The 15,455-nt window shown below is 71.6% G+C and carries 15 protein-coding genes and 1 riboswitch; of the genes, 5 read left to right on the plus strand and 10 right to left on the minus strand.

Annotated elements, in window-relative coordinates; all coding sequences use genetic code 11:
* Positions 1 to 211: 211 nt before the first annotated feature.
* Together ACIBTX_RS12270 and ACIBTX_RS12275 are read right to left on the minus strand one after the other, a co-directional pair.
* On the minus strand, positions 212 to 1,429 hold the full coding sequence (locus tag ACIBTX_RS12270; protein WP_396832444.1) for a hypothetical protein: 1,218 nt from the start codon (positions 1,427 to 1,429) through the stop codon (positions 212 to 214).
* A 114-nt stretch (positions 1,430 to 1,543) separates the two neighbouring features.
* Complete coding sequence (locus ACIBTX_RS12275) at positions 1,544 to 1,747, minus strand: cold-shock protein (protein ID WP_124815530.1); 204 nt, start codon at positions 1,745 to 1,747, stop codon at positions 1,544 to 1,546.
* A 284-nt stretch (positions 1,748 to 2,031) separates the two neighbouring features.
* Between ACIBTX_RS12275 and ACIBTX_RS12280 the strand changes: the two genes are divergently transcribed.
* The gene (locus tag ACIBTX_RS12280; protein ID WP_357172448.1) at positions 2,032 to 2,562 is read left to right on the plus strand and encodes a GNAT family N-acetyltransferase; all 531 of its coding nucleotides are present in this window, start codon (positions 2,032 to 2,034) and stop codon (positions 2,560 to 2,562) included.
* A gap of 91 nt (positions 2,563 to 2,653) precedes the next feature.
* On the opposite strand, the gene paaN is transcribed toward ACIBTX_RS12280, so the two are convergent.
* The 4 genes from paaN to ACIBTX_RS12300 all read right to left on the minus strand — a co-directional run bounded on the left by paaN (position 2,654) and on the right by ACIBTX_RS12300 (position 8,102).
* Entirely contained in the window at positions 2,654 to 4,327 is a 1,674-nt protein-coding gene (gene paaN / locus ACIBTX_RS12285; protein WP_357128924.1) for a phenylacetic acid degradation protein PaaN, read from the minus strand.
* 50 nt (positions 4,328 to 4,377) lie between these two features.
* Entirely contained in the window at positions 4,378 to 5,397 is a 1,020-nt protein-coding gene (locus ACIBTX_RS12290; RefSeq protein ID WP_357172451.1) for a GNAT family N-acetyltransferase, read from the minus strand.
* A gap of 236 nt (positions 5,398 to 5,633) precedes the next feature.
* Positions 5,634 to 6,920 carry a threonine synthase gene (gene thrC, locus ACIBTX_RS12295; RefSeq protein ID WP_357172454.1) on the minus strand — a complete coding sequence of 429 codons (1,287 nt, stop codon included), beginning with the start codon at positions 6,918 to 6,920 and terminating at the stop codon, positions 5,634 to 5,636.
* Positions 6,921 to 6,930: 10 nt separating this feature from the next.
* A riboswitch (SAM riboswitch) is annotated at positions 6,931 to 7,066 on the minus strand.
* 67 nt (positions 7,067 to 7,133) lie between these two features.
* Positions 7,134 to 8,102 (minus strand): DMT family transporter, encoded by a 969-nt coding sequence (locus tag ACIBTX_RS12300; protein ID WP_357128915.1) that lies wholly within the window; start codon positions 8,100 to 8,102, stop codon positions 7,134 to 7,136.
* A gap of 91 nt (positions 8,103 to 8,193) precedes the next feature.
* On the opposite strand from ACIBTX_RS12300, the gene ACIBTX_RS12305 reads away from it, so the two are divergent.
* On the plus strand, positions 8,194 to 8,499 hold the full coding sequence (locus tag ACIBTX_RS12305; RefSeq protein ID WP_357128912.1) for a metalloregulator ArsR/SmtB family transcription factor: 306 nt from the start codon (positions 8,194 to 8,196) through the stop codon (positions 8,497 to 8,499).
* Between the two features lie 108 nt (positions 8,500 to 8,607).
* Here ACIBTX_RS12305 and ACIBTX_RS12310 read toward each other — a convergent pair whose 3' ends face one another.
* Positions 8,608 to 9,051: a DoxX family protein gene (locus ACIBTX_RS12310; protein ID WP_357128909.1), complete on the minus strand. Its 444-nt coding sequence runs from the start codon at positions 9,049 to 9,051 to the stop codon at positions 8,608 to 8,610.
* 387 nt (positions 9,052 to 9,438) lie between these two features.
* Positions 9,439 to 9,675 carry a winged helix-turn-helix domain-containing protein gene (locus ACIBTX_RS12315; protein ID WP_396832445.1) on the minus strand — a complete coding sequence of 79 codons (237 nt, stop codon included), beginning with the start codon at positions 9,673 to 9,675 and terminating at the stop codon, positions 9,439 to 9,441.
* Between the two features lie 248 nt (positions 9,676 to 9,923).
* On the opposite strand from ACIBTX_RS12315, the gene ACIBTX_RS12320 reads away from it, so the two are divergent.
* The 3 genes from ACIBTX_RS12320 to ACIBTX_RS12330 all read left to right on the plus strand — a co-directional run bounded on the left by ACIBTX_RS12320 (position 9,924) and on the right by ACIBTX_RS12330 (position 11,555).
* Complete coding sequence (locus ACIBTX_RS12320; RefSeq protein WP_357128891.1) at positions 9,924 to 10,427, plus strand: hypothetical protein; 504 nt, start codon at positions 9,924 to 9,926, stop codon at positions 10,425 to 10,427.
* A gap of 43 nt (positions 10,428 to 10,470) precedes the next feature.
* Positions 10,471 to 10,755, plus strand: coding sequence for a hypothetical protein (locus tag ACIBTX_RS12325; protein WP_357128888.1), 285 nt, complete (start codon positions 10,471 to 10,473; stop codon positions 10,753 to 10,755).
* A 191-nt stretch (positions 10,756 to 10,946) separates the two neighbouring features.
* Positions 10,947 to 11,555, plus strand: a complete 609-nt coding sequence (locus ACIBTX_RS12330; RefSeq protein ID WP_396832446.1) for a DUF4232 domain-containing protein — start codon at positions 10,947 to 10,949, stop codon at positions 11,553 to 11,555.
* Here ACIBTX_RS12330 and ACIBTX_RS12335 read toward each other — a convergent pair.
* Both ACIBTX_RS12335 and ACIBTX_RS12340 read right to left on the minus strand, forming a co-directional pair.
* The gene (locus ACIBTX_RS12335; RefSeq protein WP_355050919.1) at positions 11,545 to 12,411 is read right to left on the minus strand and encodes an ABC transporter permease subunit; all 867 of its coding nucleotides are present in this window, start codon (positions 12,409 to 12,411) and stop codon (positions 11,545 to 11,547) included. The two genes, ACIBTX_RS12330 and ACIBTX_RS12335, sit on opposite strands and share 11 nt — an antisense overlap.
* Entirely contained in the window at positions 12,411 to 15,275 is a 2,865-nt protein-coding gene (locus ACIBTX_RS12340; protein WP_396832447.1) for an alpha/beta fold hydrolase, read from the minus strand. Before ACIBTX_RS12340 ends, ACIBTX_RS12335 begins: the two co-directional genes overlap by 1 nt.
* Between the last annotated feature and the right edge of the window lie 180 nt (positions 15,276 to 15,455).

Below are 15,455 nucleotides of genomic sequence, written 5' to 3' on the forward strand. Positions count from 1 at the left end.
TGGTGTACGCACCTTGGGACGTCGCCACCTGGCGACGACGACGTCCTTCGGCCGGGCCGGATAGCCCGCGACGACCGGCCATGTGCTGCCCCGGTGTCTCCACACCGGCGCAACCAGGCCCCACCGTCCCGACCATTGGCACTCACGGTATGCGAGTGCCAATGACTTGTTTAGCACTCTCACCTGCCGAGTGCAAGCACGATGAGCCCGGTCAGTCGAGTTCCGCGGCCAGTGTGGCCCCGTTCACGGGCCCCTCATGAGCCCGTTGCTCGGCGTACGTGATCAGCAGACCGACCAACTGGGCGAGGTGGGCCGGCAGGGCCAGCACCGCCGTGACGGCGATGACCACCACCACCCCGACCGCGGGGCCCGGGGACGCGAACGGATCCTCGCCGAACGCGCCGGTGCCGGCGGACTCCAGGATGCCGGGCACCACGGTTCCGATGATCACCGCCGCGCCCACCAGGGCCACCCGGCCGAGCAGCATTCCGAGCCGGTCGTGGAACATCCGGAACGACCGGCCGATCGGGTTGTCCCGCTCGAACAGGTAGACCGGGCCGGCCATGCTCAACGCGAACGCCAGGTAGATCCCCGGCAGCACGCAGAAGCAGACTCCGATGCCGATGAGCAGGCTGACCAGCAGCGTCCAACCCCACAGGCCGACGGCCCGGCGCAGCCCGTACCGCAGCGCCGCGTCGAGCCGGGCGGGCCGGCCGGCCGCCTGCCGGGTGATCACCCAACTGCCCGCGGCCCAGCCCAGCGCCTGCACCAGGCCGATCAGCAGGCTGCCGCCGACCAGCACGACGACGAGGGTCAACAGGCTGGTGGCGAAGTTGTCCGGCAGCCCGGCCGACGGGTCCGTCTCGGCCTGCGCCGCCCAGGTGGGGGACGGGTCCAGACCGAACGAGATGACCGACAGCACCGCCGCCGGCAGGACCTGAGTGAGCAGCATGATCGGCACCAACTGCCGCCAGCCCCGGCGCAGCGCGCCCCAGAACCGGTCGAACCAGCCCCCGATACCGGCGCCGGGCGGAGTGACCAGGGCGTCGTTCGGGTCGAGGCCGTAACCCGGCGGGTACCAGCCGACCGGTGCCCCCGGATACCACGGCTGACCGCCGTAGGGACCGGCCCCCGGCGGGTAGCCGCCGGTGGGCGGAAAGGCCCAGCCCTGCGGCGGCGGACCACCGGGCTGACCCCATGCTCCCTGGGCGGGACCCCAGCCCGGCGGCGGACCGGCGGGCTGACCCCACGCCTGCGCCGGGTCCCCGCTCTGCGGCGGCGGGCCCGCGTGCGGCAGGCCAGCGTCCGGGACGGGCGGGGTGCCCGGAACTGGTGACGCGCCGGAGCCGTCGCCGGGTGACGTCGGGTCGGGCCGGCTCGGCTCACCCGGCCCGGAGGGCGTGGCGGGTGGCGGCGACTGGTCGGTCATGAACCCTCCTCAGCATCGGCTGGAACGGTTCACGATCTTCCCGGGCCGGCGTCCGCGCCGCAGCCCCGACTCGCCAGCCGGTCGCGCAACAGCCGGCGAGCAGATCGGGATCGGTCAGCCGATGACGCGGACGTGCTCCGCCTGCGGGCCCTTCTGACCCTGGGCGATCTCGAACTCGACCCGCTGACCGTCGTCGAGCGCCTTGTAGCCGTCCATCTCGATCGCGGAGAAGTGGACGAACACGTCCTGACCGCCGTCGACGGCGATGAAGCCGTAACCCTTCTCGGCGTTGAACCACTTCACAGAACCCTGTGCCACGGTGCACTTCCCTCACTCTGCGCGGCGTTGCCTGCCCGGCCGTCCGGCACCGCCGGACACCCACGAACCACCACCTCAGCGATCGACGGCGACCGTTGAAAGAGGTGATCGAAATCGCACGCTACACGAGGAGTGACGGGAGCGCACGACCACAAATCGGGCATAGTTCGTAGCGATCCGAGGCTCCGTCGGATTCATGACGATGGTTGCGTTTGGACCGGATGGAGGGGGTCTGGCGGCACGGGTCACCGGTGCGCGTCCGCCCCTGTGGTAGGCATGCGGTCATGAGCACCAACACGGGCTCCGCGCCCCTGCGGCAGGCGCGGATCCACCGGGTACGACCGCAGGACGCCGCCCGGATGCGGGCGCTGCGACTGGAGATGCTCGCCGACGCGCCGTTGGCCTTCCTGGAGACGTTGGCGGATGCCGCGGCCCGACCGCACAACGAGTTCGCCGCCCGGGTGGCGTTCACGTCGACCGGTCCGCACACCGCGCAGTTCGTCGCGGATCCGGGCGGCCGGCTCGTCGGGCACGCCGGTGGAACGGTCGCCCCTAACGAGCCGGGCCTCACCGTGATCTACGCCGTGTACGTCACGCCGGCCTGGCGGGGCAGCGGGCTGCTCGGCGAGCTGATCGACGGGGTGGCCGCCTGGTCGCGGGACTGCGGCCGGCCGGAGCTGCTGTTGGAGGTGGTGGTCGGCAACGACCGCGCCTACCGGGCCTACCAGCGCCTCGGCTTCAAGGACACCGGCGTACGGGTCCCCCACCCCACCATCCCCGCCCTAACCGAACTACAAATGCGCCGAACAGCCTAACCCCCCTCCCCCCCACCGACCCCGGTGATCAAGAGGTTCGCGTCAAGAACAGCGTCATTTCTGACGCGAACCTCTTGATCACCACGAGAGGTCAGGCGTGGCGGCGGGACTGCACGATCCGGAACCGGTTGGCCACGTAGGCGCCGTCGGTCAGGGCGGAGTTGGCCGCCGCGTTGGCGCCGCTGCCGTGGAAGTCGGAGAAGGCCGCCGACTGGTTCACGAAGACACCGCCGGTGAGGTTGGCGGACAGGTGCACACCGACCTCGACCGCGACCGCCTCGGCGGCGTCCAGCACCGCCTCGTCGGTCGAGTAGACCCCGGCGGTCAGCGCGCCCTTCTCGCCGATGGTCCGGCGCATCAGCTCCAGACTGTGCGCGGTGGAGTCGGTCGCGATGGCGAACGAGATCGGCCCGAACCACTCCCGGCCGTACGTCTGGGCGTCGTCCGCGGTCAGCTTCACGACCGTCGGGGTACGCACCACCGCGTCGGCGTACGACGGGTGCGCCACCGTCCGCGACTCCAGCACCGGCTCGCCAACCTTGGTGACCTCGGCCAGCCGCTCCAGCACCCCGTCGTTGACGATGGCGCCGGTCAGCTCGACCCCCCGGGCCGGGTCGGCGGTCAGCTTGCCGATCGCCGCCGCGATCCCGCCGGCCACCTCGTCGAAGCTCTTGTGCCCCTGGTCGGTCTCGATGCCGCCGGCCGGGATGAGGATGTTCTGCGACGTGGTGCACATCTGTCCGCTGTAGAGGGTCAGCGTGAAACCGAGGTTGCGGCACATGCCGGCGAAGTCGTCGGTGGAGTCGATGACGACCGTGTTCAGGCCGGCCTTCTCGGTGTAGACCGACGCCTGCCGGGCGTGCGTCTCCAGCCAGTCGCCGTACTCGGTGGAACCGGTGAAGTCGACGATCTTCACGGCCTGGTGCAGGGCCAGGTCGCTGGCGAGCTTCTCACCGGGGGCCTCGGCCGCCAGCAGGACCAGGTTCGGGTCGAAGCCGGCCTCGGCCAGCACCTCCCGCGCGTACTTCACGGTGATCGCCAGCGGCAGCACCGCGCGCGGGTGCGGCTTCACGATCACCGGGTTACCGGTGACCAGCGACGCGAACAGCCCGGGGTACGAGTTCCAGGTCGGGAAGGTGTTGCACCCGATCACCAGCGCCACGCCACGCGGGACCACGTGGAACGTCTTGATCATCCGCAGCGGGTCGCCCTTGCCGGCGGCCTTCTCCCAGCCGGCCGTGCCCGGGTGCCGGGTCATCTCGGCGTACGCGTACGCCAGCGCCTCCAGCGCCCGGTCCAGCGCGTGCGCGCCACCGGCCTGGAAGGCCATCACGAACGCCTGCCCGCTGGTGAACTGCACCGCGTTGGCCAGCTCGAAGATGTGCTTGTGCAGCCGGTCGAGGATCTCCAGGCAGACGCCCACCCGGGCCTGCGGGCCGGCGTCGCGCCAGGCCGGCAACGCGGCGGACGCGGCGGCGACCAACTCGTCGGTGCCGGCGTGCGGGTACCGCACCGCCAGGTCGACGCCGAACGGGCTCGTCTCGGTGGCGATCCGCTCGCCAGCGGCGGGCTGGTCGAGGGGAAAGTCAGCACCGAGGTACGCCTCGAAGGCGGCCTTGCCGTCGGCGGCGGCGGTCTCGCCGTACACCCGGGGGCTGGGGGACTCGGGATAGGCGGACCAGTAGCCCCGCTCCGTGATCGCGGTCAGCGCACGGTTGAGGGTGTCGGCGTGCCTGTCGTACAGGGGATGCGGGGTCTCCGTCATGCCGCCATCATGCCTGAGCAAGGTCCGCGAGCAGTAGCGGCGGATACCCGTCAGAGAGTGAGCTGCCAGTTGTCCCAGGCGTCCACCGGGCGGAACCCGAGCTGCTCGTTGATCGCCACCATGTAGCTGTTGCTCGCCGCGTTCCAGGTGTCGATGACGCGTACGGCGGGCTCGTGGGTGAGCAGGTGGTGCAGGTTCTCCGCCTTGGCGATGAGGCCCAGCCGGTGACCACGGTGGGCCGGGTCGACGAGGGTGATCTGCTGGTACGCGTGCCAGTCGACGGAGGCGCCCACGTCGAGCAGGGTCCAGGCGACCAGCCGGCCGGACGCCTCGTGTCGCATCGCGAGGTGGTAGCGCCGCCGACCCCGGGCGTCCAGGGCGCGTTCGTTGCCCCGGATGCGCTCGGCGTCGACCTGCTCGGGTTCCCACTGCACGTCGCCCATGGGCGCGTCCGTCATGAGCCGGCCGTCCAGGTAGGCGATGTCCGCCAGGTACTCCGGCGGGGTGGTGCCCTGCCAGGAGACGGACCGGTAGCCCTCGGCGCGGGGCTGGGCCTCGGCCAGCGCCGCTCGCAGCGCGACCCGGTCGATGTCGGCGATGGCCAGCCGGCGGCGCACCTCGGCCAGCGCGGAGTGCGCGCCCATCGCGGTGGCGAACGCCGCGCCCGCCGCCGGTCGGGCCGGACCGCCGGGTAGCGCGGCGACAGCCATCACGACGACCCGTTTGCGGTCGTGCTCGCGGAGCAGGCGTACCCCGTACTCGTGCAGGGCCCGGCCGACGCCCCGGCGACGCAGGTCCGGACGGACCGTCAGCTCGGCGGTGGCGTTGTCGGTGTTGTCGAGCTGCGGCAGGTCGAGCTGAAGGTAACCGGCGGGCACCCCGTCCAGCCGGGCCAGCGCCCAGAGGGAGCGGGTGCCGGGCATCGGGGTGTGAAATTGGGCGTCGAAGCGTTGCCGGCAGGACGGCGGGAAGTCGGGCAGGTCGGCCTCGGTGGCCGCCGCTCCGATCCGGTACGCCTCGTCGACCGCGGTCCGGTCGGTGCCGTCGAACGGCGCGATCGTGATGCTCATGTGGGCGAGCCTGGCAGGTGCAAAAGCGACAGGGCCAGCGAATTTTCGCTGGCCCTGTCGGACGTGGTCGGGAGGGACACTCGCACAACGCCTCCGGCGTTGGGTCGCAAGAACTTCAAAAGTCTTCGGCGAAATGCCCTCCCGCACGGAGCATCTTGCGCCGTCCGGTTCCTGCCGTCAAGTCCTGCGCGGCGGGTTTTCCACACTCACAGCGAAAATCCAGTCACCCGGTGGATTCAGCCGAGCAGGCCGGCGTCGCGGGCGGCACGCAGGGACGGCTTGATCTGGTGGGTCGGGCCGACCTGGGCGGCCACCGCGTCGATCGTCTTCAGTCCTTCGCCGGTGTTGAAGATGACCGTCTCCGCCGTGGGGTCGAGCCGGCCGGACTCGACCAGCTTGCGCAGCACCGCCGCGGTGACGCCGCCCGCCGTCTCGGCGAACACCCCGGTGGTACGGGCCAGGTCGCGGATGCCGGCGCGGATCTCGTCGTCGTCGGCGTACTCCATCCACCCGCCGGTGCGGCGCACCGCCTCCAGGGCGTAGAGGCCGGCGGCCGGGTCGCCGATGTTGAGCGACTTGGCGATGCCGGTGGGCTTGACCGGGATGATCGTGTCGGTGTCGGCGTGCAGGGCCGTCGCGATCGGGTTGCAGCCGGCCGACTGCGCCCCGAACACCTTCCAGCCGCCCGCCGGGGCCTCGACCAGGCCGATCTCGACCAGCTCGGAGAACGCCTTGTCAATCTTGGTGAGCAGTTCGCCGCTGGCCATCGGGATGACCACCTGGGCGGGGATCCGCCAGCCGAGCTGCTCGGCCACCTCGTACCCGAGGGTCTTGGAGCCTTCCGCGTAGTACGGCCGGACGTTCACGTTGACGAACGCCGTGTCCTCGAACTCGTCGGTCTCCACCAGCTCGCCGCAGAGCCGGTTGACGTCGTCGTACGAGCCGTCGATGGCGACCAGTTCGCCGCCGTACACAGCGGTGGTGATGACCTTGCCCTGCTCCAGGTCGCTGGGGATGAAGACGATCGAGGGCACGCCGGCGCGGGCGGCGTGCGCGGCCACCGAGTTGGCCAGGTTGCCGGTGGAGGCGCAGGCGAACCGGGTGAACCCGAGCGCCTTCGCGGCGGTCAGCGCCACCGAGACGACCCGGTCCTTGAACGAGTGGGTCGGGTTGGCGCTGTCGTCCTTGACCCAGAGCGGCGCGGTGATGCCCAGCTCGGCGGCGAGGTGCGGGGCCGCCACCAGCGGGGTCAGCCCCGGGTCGAGGGTGACCCGGGTGGCCGGGTCCTGCCCGGCGGGCAGCAGCGCGGCGTACCGCCAGATGTTGTTCGGGCCGGCCTCGATCTGCTCGCGGGTGACCGTGGCGAGGGCCGCGGTGTCGTAGTCGACTTCCAGCGGACCGAAACACTCGTAACAGGCGTGCTGGGCGGCGAGCGGGTAGCGGGCCGAACAGGCGCGGCAGACGAGGGCGCGGGCGGGGCTGGCGGAGGTGTCGATGCCGGAGGCGGCGAGCGTCGACGTCATGTCGAGAGTCCTCTCATCTTTCCCCGCATCGCACGGTGCGGCGGGGACGGAATTGGCACCTGCCCCGCGGGTCGCTCAGCGGTGAGCGCGCGGGGTGGTTGCCGGGGCGTCGTCGGGCCGTATCCCTCAGCCCCTCTGGATGAGGTATGCAGTTGTGCCGTCAAGTCTAGGCAACGTTGCCCGGCGCCTCCACCGGGCATCCCAGCCAGTGGGTCAGCGGGCCGCCACCGCCACCGGGTCGACTACCGCGACGGGATCGGTGACCGCCGTCGACCGGGGCGACGACGAGGGCCGGGTGCGGGTGCGCGCCGCGAGGTTCGCGGCGACCAGCGCGGCGATGGTGATCGCCGCGCCGACCAGTTCGACCCCCTCCGGCCGGTAGCCACGGGCGATCTGCACGACGAACGTGGTCACCGGGACGAGGTTCATGAACAGGGCGGCGTTGGCCGCGCCCAGCCGCTGCACGCCGGTGTTCCACGCCAGCACCGCGACGACGGCGGCGACGAGCACCGCGTACGCCAGTTGGGGGGTGACCGCCACCAGGTCGGCGGCGGCCGGCGCGTGCTGCCACCCGACGGCGTCGGCGCCGATGCTCGCGACCACCATGGCGGCCGTGCCGGCGAGCGCGGTCAGCGTGGTGAAGCGCAGCGGTGACCACGCGCCGAACCGGGTCGCGCCGTGGGTGTAGATGGCCCAGCCGAGCACCGCGCCGATCATCATGAGGCCGCCGAGACCGAACTGGCCGAGCCCGGCCAGGCTTCCGCGGGTGATCACCAGGCCGACGCCGAGGAGCGCCACCAGGGAGAGGGTCAGCAGGGCAGGCTTCGGCCGTACGCCGTCCCGGGCCCACCGGACCAGTTGGGTGATGATCGGGGTGGTCGCCACGAACAGGGAGATCTGCTGCGGGGCGGCGTGTTCGAGGGCCAGGTTGGTGAGCAGGTTGAAGCCGGCGAAGCCGACGACACCCAGCACCACCACCTCGACTCCCCGGCCGCCGAGGCGCAGCGCGGCAGACCCCTCGCGAAGCAGCAGGATGCCGACCAGGATGACGGCGGCGAACAGATAGCGGGCGGTGGTCAGGTTGAGCGGGTCGACCCTCGCCAGCGCGGTGGCCAGGATCGGGAACATCGCACCCCAGGCGAGCGCGGCGAGCAGCGGGTAGGCGGCGGCGCGGGATCGCATCGTCAGCTCCAATGTTCGAGTATCTTCGAACCAACGACACCGACCTTAGGGTGTTGTTCGATCGTTGTCGAACAAGGGTTAGGCTGGTCACATGGAGCTGCACGAACCCGACCTGACCGCCGTACCGGTCACCGCCGTACTGGCCGCGCTCGCCGATGACGTGCGGTTGCAGATCGTCCGGGCGCTCGCCGAGGGCGGCGAGGCGGCCTGCGGCAGCTTCGACTTCGGCGTCTCGAAGGCGACCCGGAGCCACCACCTGAAGGTGCTGCGCGAGGCCGGCCTGACGCGTACCCGGGCCGCCGGCACGAGCCGCCTGGTCCGACTGCGCCGCGACGAGGTGGACAAGCTCTACCCCGGCCTCCTGGACGCGGTCCTCACTCCCCGCCCTGCGGCCTGACCCGTCCACGCCCTTGACTGACCTGTCCACGCCCTTTGGCTGACCCGTCCGCGCACGCGTCGCCGGAGCCGACACGCCGAGGCTCCGGCGACGCGCGTTACGGGTCGGTCAGGCGTTGACCGGGCTGGGCTCGGCCATCGACGGCACCTCGGCACGCCGCTTGAAGAGCACCGAGTCGAGCGCCCACGGGCCCGCGCCGAGCGTCGCGACCAGCAGGAACGACCAGCAGAAGAGGGCTGCCAGCTCACCGCCGTTGCGCAGCGGCAGCAGGTCGTCCGGCTGGTGCACGACGAAGTAGGCGTACGCCATCGAGCCGGACGCGAGCAGCGCGGCGGGTCGGGCGAAGAGTCCGACCAGCACCAGCGCGCCGCAGATGAGCTGGATCAGGGCGGCCCACCAGCCCGGCCAGGTGCCGAGCGGTATGGCCTTGCCGGTCGTCGAGTTGCCGCCGAACAACCCGAAGACCGACGCGAGGCCGTGCAGGGTGAACAGCAGGCCGATCACGATGCGGAAGAGGGACAGGGTCGGCCCGCCGAGCCGAGAGACGTTCATGGAGACCTCCATCGAAGGGAACAGATCTCTTCCATGGTGGGGCCTCAAGCCATCGATGTTAATAAATTCCTTGCTAGTGGGAAAATCCCCGGCGGAAGAACCTGAAGCGCGCGAGGCCGAAGCTGCGATTTGCCTTGTTTTGACCGCCCACCACGGTGATCGCCCCGCCGCTGGGAGCGCTCCCGAGTCCTCAACGTACCGACTGGGGTGGTGTCCGTGCACCCTGTCGAGCTGCCCCGAAAATGGGGCATGCGACTGCCATCGGTGCGGCGACGCGAGTCACCGCACCGGGCTGCCGCCACTCGGCGACCAAGGCTTCTCAGCCAGGCATGCCCATTTATCACTTTGAGCGACAACCTCCGGACCACCTGCAGCGCGGTCCACCCGTCACGACTTGCCGGAATCCAACTCCTTGACGAAGACTCCGCGCCCCGGTGCGCCGACAACGACACCCCGGTCACGCAGGAGCGCAACGGCACGCGCTGCGGTCGAGAACGACACCGAGTAGAGGTCGGCGAGCTGCGTATAGGACGGCAGCTTGGCACCCGGCTCATACTCACCGGCCTTGATACGAGCGGTGATATCCGCAGCGATGTCGACGTAGCTCAGTGGGATCGCGGGCATGGGCGGTCCTCCCGGGTTGGCAATCCCATCTGATCACGACACGCGATCCACCCTCAAGAACATGGTTGACCTATGTCACTAGGTGGAATAGCGTGAAAACGAGCCTCCCGGGTTGGCACCAGGGTTGGTTCGTCACTCCGGGAAGCCCCGGACCCAGGCCGGGGCAGCGCACAGGGCGGCTCGGATGTCCCCCATCCGAGCTGGTTGTCGCGCTGCTCCGGCACCCATCAATGCGAGAGGAGGCCCCCGTGACCGTGACCGAGGCGAGCGCCGCCTGGGAAGTCGAGCAGGTGGCCGGCGAGCTGCGCGAGACGTACCTCGCGGTAGCCGCTGCGACCGTCCTGTTGGAGCGGACCAGCGCCGGCTGTGCCCACCCGGCGATCCGGCACGCGCGGCGTCGCGGGGACGATGCGCTCGACCTGGCCGCTGACGCGGAACGGCAGCTCAGCGACGGTGCGAGCCGGCTACGCACCGCAGCCGGCCAGCCCAGCATCGGCGACCTGGTCGAGGTGCTGGACACCGCCCGCGACCAGTTTGGTGCCGCCGCCGCGCGGGTCGGTCAGCTTCCGGCGCGGATCACCACGGCTCGGCAGCAACTCGCCGAAGCCGGCCAGCCCGACCTGGCCGCCGAGGCGGCGAGCGGGCAGTGGTCCCGGGCCGCCGAACAGCTCGACCTGATGGCTGAGAGCCTTACAGCGGCCGTGGAGGCGCTCACGTCGTACACCGAAGGGTTGTCCGGAGCGACCACCTGACGCCGGACCCAGGACCGGCGCTGCCCGAACCAAGGGAAGAACCATGACGGAGTACGAGGTACCGCCACGCTGGATCGTTCACCTACCCACCACCCTGACCAGCGTCGACGGCGCGCGGGCGCTGGCCGAGGCGCTGCGTGACTCGCTCGGGCACGTCACCGCGATCGACTTCGGTGAGACGACGTTGAGCGAGGAGGACCGCCAGTTCGTGCGTACCCGCGTCTGGTGCGACCACCGACTGCCCGGCGGTGCCCGCTGCGCCCTGCCCACCGACCACCCCGACAGGCTGTGCGAGCCGGACGACGACGTGGCATCGGCTACCGGGTAACCACACCCCAACCCCCTCAGCGCCCGAAGATCCGCACAACATCAGGGTTGTTGCTGCCTCCCGCGCGCCGCAAGCAGCAACAACAGGGAAGTTGCGCGGATCTTGGCATCGGCAGGCCCACAGCGGCGATCTAGCGCGAACGACGACCGCCCGGGCAGCGGCCGAGGGCGTCGGTGCGCGAGGATCAGGAGATGATCTTCCGCAACGCCTGGGGGCGACGAATCGGCGCGGGGGCCGCTCTGCTGGTCACGCTCAGCGCCTGCGTGCCGCGCGATCACGCCGGGCAGGGCGGCGACCCCACCGGTCCGCCGCCCAAGGCCACCTCCACGACGAGTCCGACCCCGTCGGCGAGTGTCGCCCCGGTGGCCGAGTGCCCGGCATCCGGTGTCCGGATCCGCTCGACCGGCGGGGACGCCGCGATGGGGCTGCGCGCCCTCGGCCTGGAGCTGGTCAACTGCGGTGACCGCCCGTACCGGCTCAACGGGTACCCGAGCGTGTGGGTCCTCGACGAGCAGCGCAAGCCGATCATCCTGGCGGTGCAGAACGGGGCGAAGGACATCACGTCCGGCTACGACCAGCCACCGCAGCCGATCACGCTGCAAAAGGGCGAACGGGCCATCGCCAGCGTCCTCTGGCGCAACCTGGTCACCGACTCGACGGTGGTCGCCACCGACGGGGCGTACCTGACGGTGGCGCCCGCCGCCGGTCAGCCGGCCGAGGAGGTCGACCCGGACGGCCCGGTCGACGTGGGCAACACCGGGCGGATCGGCGTCAGCGCCTGGCGGACGCCTACGACGTGATGTCCTTGCGGGTGAAGCGCCAGAACGCCAACCCCCAGAACAGCGTCGCGTAGCTGATCGCCGAGATGGTGCCGCGTACCACGTCGTCGGTCTGCACCGGTGTGGAGAGCAACCCCAGCCAGGCGGTGCTGAAGTGGGTGGGCAGAAAGTCCCGCAGCCCGCCCAGGGCGGTGATCTGGTCCAGGATGCTGGACAGGATCCACAGCAGGACCGCTCCGCCGACCGCGCCCAGCGCGGCGTCCGTCGTCACCGACAGCAGGAACGCCAGGCCGGCCACCACCAGGAGTACGACCGCCAGGTAGCCGAGTACGGCCAGCAACCGGAGCAGCCCCTCCCCCGGCTCCAACTCGGCGGCCACCGTGCTGCGCAGCGGCGACCAGCCGTAGCGCAGGGTCCCCGCGAGCAGGGCGGTGCCGGCCAACAACACCAGGGCCAGACCCGAGTACGCGAGCGCGACCACCAGCTTCACCGTCAGCAGCCGGGCCCGGGGTACCGGGATCGCCAGCAGGTAGCGCAGGCTCCCCCAGCTCGCCTCGCTGGCCACCGTGTCGCCGCAGAACAGCGCGACGACCACCACCAGCAGGAACGACGCCGACACGAAGATCGAGAAGAGGGTGAAGTTGAGCCCGCCGGAGGTGGCCAGGTCGACGAGGCTGGCGAACTCGTTGTTGCCGTTGTCGTCGTCGCCGCCGGAGTTGAACTGGAAGGCGATCAGGATGATCAGCGGCAGCAGCACCATGAACCCGAGCGCAAGCTGGGTCCGCCGCCGGGACGCCTGCCGGCGGAACTCCGCCGCGAAGGGCAGGGTGGCCGACGGCCGGTAGCCCCGGGCCTCACCCGCGTCGACAACAGCCATCACCGGTCACCGCTTCCCCGAGAGTTCTCGCCCACCAGGGCGAGGAACGCGTCTTCCAGGCGTCGCCGGGGCACCACCCGGTCCACCCCGATGCCGGCGCGCACCAGCTCGGCCACCACCTCGCTGCGGGCCGTGCCGTTGGTGTCCACCACCAACTGCCCGTCGCTCTCCGGCAACACCCGTACGCCGTGCAGCCGGTCCAGCACGGCCCGCGCCGCCTCCGGATCGGTGACGTCGAACAGCACGCTCGGCGACTCGCCCACGATCTCCTGGACCGGCCCGGAGGCCACGATCCGGCCCTTGTTGACCACCACCGCGTGCGTGCAGGTCTGCTCCACCTCGGCCAGCAGGTGACTGGAGACCAGCACCGCCCGCCCGTCGGTGGCGTACCGCTGCAGGACCCGGCGCATCTCGGCGATCTGCGGCGGGTCGAGCCCGTCGGTCGGCTCGTCCAGCACCAACAGCTCCGGTAGGCCCAGCATGGCCTGGGCGATGGCGAGCCGCTGGCGCATGCCGTGGCTGTAGTTCTTGATCTTCCGGTGCACCGAGTCGCCCAGCCCGGCGATCTCCAACGCCTCGTCGAAGTGCGCGTCCTCGGCCGGTCGCCCGGTGGCCCGCCAGTACGCCCGCAGGTTCGCCAGGCCGGAGAGGTGCGGCAGGAATCCCGGCCCCTCCACCAGCGCCCCGATGCGGGACAGCACCGGCGAGCCGGGCACCAGCCGACGACCGAACACGTAGATTTCCCCGGCGGTCGGCTGGGTCAGCCCCATCAGCACCCGCAGGGTGGTGGTCTTGCCCGCGCCGTTGGGCCCCAGCAGGCCCACCACCTGACCCGGGTGCACCTCGAAGTCCACGTTCGACACCGCCACGAACCCGTCCGCGTACTCCTTGCGCAGCGCGCGCACGGCCAGCGGCGTGTCCGCGTACTCCGGATGCACCGAGCGGTCCTGGCGGCGATGCCGGCGGCGGACGACGGCGACGACCACGACGAGCCCGATCACGATGGCGGCGAGCAGGCCGGCGAGCACCCAGCGCCAGACGGTCGCCGCGGTGGGGATCGGCTCGCCGTCGACCGTGGGCAGGCTGACCGCGCCGTCCGCGGCAACCGTGTAGACGGTGGGCGCGGCGGGGGTGGTGTACGCCTGGTCGGAGCTGGCGACCACCAGGCGCAGCCGGTGCCCCGCCTCGATCCGGCGGACGATCCCGGGCAGCGTCACGGTGACCGGGCGGGCGTCCTGCACCCGCTGCGGCAGGCCGGTGAGGCGGATCGGCGCGACCAGGCCGTTCGGCAGGGTCGCCGCGCCGTCCTTGTCGACGTCGTAGAGCTTGACGAAGAGCACCGCTTCGCCGGTGGGCGAGGCGGCCCGCACGGTCACGGTGGGCGCGCCGGCCACGTCGACCGCCTCGGTGAGCGGCGTCGACTCGAAACGCGCGTGCTGGCCGGGCACGTCGCCGGCCACCCCGTCGAGCAGCGAGGCGAGGCCGCCAGCGAACGGAATCGAGGAGATGGCGGCCGGGTTGCCGTTCGGCGGGTTCGCGATCGGCTGCGCCGGACCGGCGACCGCCACCTCCCGGCGGGCGTTGCCGGCCAGGCCGGGGTAGTCGGCGCGGCGGAAGCCGGTGGCGACCAGACCCCGGTCGAGCGCGTCGAACCCGGCGATCCGGGACCAGGTGAAGTCGTCGCCGGGCGCGTCGCCCTCGCCCTTGACGTAGTGGTCGAGCCACTGGACGGTCAGGAACTTCACCCGGTCGGAGTCCGAGCGCGGTCCACTGCCGCCGTCGTGCCCGCCGGTGAACCAGGCGACCCGCACCGGGGTGCCGGCGGCGGCGATCCCCCGGGCGTTCGCGTCCGCCTCGCCGAGCGGAAAGAGCGTGTCCGCCTCGCCCTGCACCAGCAGGGTGGGCGCCTTGATCCGGTCCAGCACACCGGCCGGGCTGGACCGGCGCAGCAGGTCGACGGCCGCCTGGTCGGCCCGGCCCGCGGTGGCGATCCGCAGGTACGCGGCGCACACGTCGGCCGCGAACCGCCCGCAGGACGGGTCGGCGGCACCGGCCGGTAGGCCACCGGACGCGGTTCCGGGACCCGCGCCCGGCCCCGGGCTCGGTGGACCGGCGGACGCCGGCGCTCCTTCGGGCTGGGCGGCGGTCGTACCGGCGAGCCCGGCCGGGCCGCTGCCCACGTTGCCGCCGCCGCCGAAGAAGAGGCCGGCCCAGCCCTTCTTGAACACGCCCTCGGTCGGCGCCCCGCCGGTGCTCTCCGGCAGGAAGGCGCGGGACAGGTCGTTCCAGGTGATCATGGGGACGATCGCGTCCACCCGGCGGTCCTGGGCGGCCAGCAGCAGCGCCAGGCCGCCGCCGTACGAGCCGCCGACCACGCCGACCTTCGGGTCGCCGGGGGCGTCGGTCCGCACCTCGGGCCGGGCGGCCAGCCAGTCCAGCAGCCGCTGGGCGTCGCGCACCTCGTAGTCCGGGTTGTCCAGGTGGATCTCGCCGCCGCTGCGGCCGAAGCCCCGCGCGGTCCAGGTGAGCACCGCGTAGCCGCGTCCGGCGAACTCCTCCGCGTCCGAGCGCACCGACTCCTTCGTGCCGCCGAAGCCGTGCGCCAGCAGGACCGCGGGGACCTTCCGGCCGGACGACGCGCCGGACGGGAGGTACAGGGTGGTGTCCAGGTCAACGGGGGCGTCGCCGGACGGTCCGGAGCGGACGGTGAGCATCGCGCTCTGCGTGCGGACGTCCGATCCCTGCGGCCACACCGCCCAGGTCACGGCGGCAGCCAGCAACACGACGACCGCCGCTGCGGCGATCGTGCGGCGGCGGGTGGGCAGGGCACGCCGGAACCACGCGGCCGGCGACGGCGATCTCATGCGGCACACGGTACGGCGCGCAGCCTGAGCATTGGCTGAGATCCGCCGTACGTCCGTCCGGTTGCCCCGATCGGTGAACCGGTCCGGTGCGACCGAGCATCAGGCGTGGCGGGCCAGTGAGTTGACTTCGGATCCTGTGAATTCCGATCTTTCGCGGATATCACCCTCGATGCCTTCATG

Source organism: Micromonospora sp. NPDC049359, assembly GCF_044466585.1.
In the GTDB taxonomy this organism is placed as follows: Bacteria; Actinomycetota; Actinomycetes; order Mycobacteriales; family Micromonosporaceae; genus Micromonospora.

Excerpts from the sequence above, each read along its gene's own strand:
- ACIBTX_RS12305 (WP_357128912.1), top strand. The coding sequence starts at position 8,194 with ATGGAGCTGCACGAACCCGACCTGACCGCCGTACCGGTCACCGCCGTA.
- ACIBTX_RS12290 (WP_357172451.1), bottom strand. The coding sequence starts at position 5,397 with ATGAGCATCACGATCGCGCCGTTCGACGGCACCGACCGGACCGCGGTC.
- ACIBTX_RS12335 (WP_355050919.1), bottom strand. The coding sequence starts at position 12,411 with ATGGCTGTTGTCGACGCGGGTGAGGCCCGGGGCTACCGGCCGTCGGCC.
- ACIBTX_RS12270 (WP_396832444.1), bottom strand. The coding sequence starts at position 1,429 with ATGACCGACCAGTCGCCGCCACCCGCCACGCCCTCCGGGCCGGGTGAG.
- ACIBTX_RS12325 (WP_357128888.1), top strand. The coding sequence starts at position 10,471 with ATGACGGAGTACGAGGTACCGCCACGCTGGATCGTTCACCTACCCACC.
- ACIBTX_RS12280 (WP_357172448.1), top strand. The coding sequence starts at position 2,032 with ATGAGCACCAACACGGGCTCCGCGCCCCTGCGGCAGGCGCGGATCCAC.
- ACIBTX_RS12340 (WP_396832447.1), bottom strand. The coding sequence starts at position 15,275 with ATGAGATCGCCGTCGCCGGCCGCGTGGTTCCGGCGTGCCCTGCCCACC.
- ACIBTX_RS12330 (WP_396832446.1), top strand. The coding sequence starts at position 10,947 with ATGATCTTCCGCAACGCCTGGGGGCGACGAATCGGCGCGGGGGCCGCT.
- ACIBTX_RS12300 (WP_357128915.1), bottom strand. The coding sequence starts at position 8,102 with ATGCGATCCCGCGCCGCCGCCTACCCGCTGCTCGCCGCGCTCGCCTGG.
- thrC (WP_357172454.1), bottom strand. The coding sequence starts at position 6,920 with ATGACGTCGACGCTCGCCGCCTCCGGCATCGACACCTCCGCCAGCCCC.
- ACIBTX_RS12310 (WP_357128909.1), bottom strand. The coding sequence starts at position 9,051 with ATGAACGTCTCTCGGCTCGGCGGGCCGACCCTGTCCCTCTTCCGCATC.
- paaN (WP_357128924.1), bottom strand. The coding sequence starts at position 4,327 with ATGACGGAGACCCCGCATCCCCTGTACGACAGGCACGCCGACACCCTC.
- ACIBTX_RS12315 (WP_396832445.1), bottom strand. The coding sequence starts at position 9,675 with ATGCCCGCGATCCCACTGAGCTACGTCGACATCGCTGCGGATATCACC.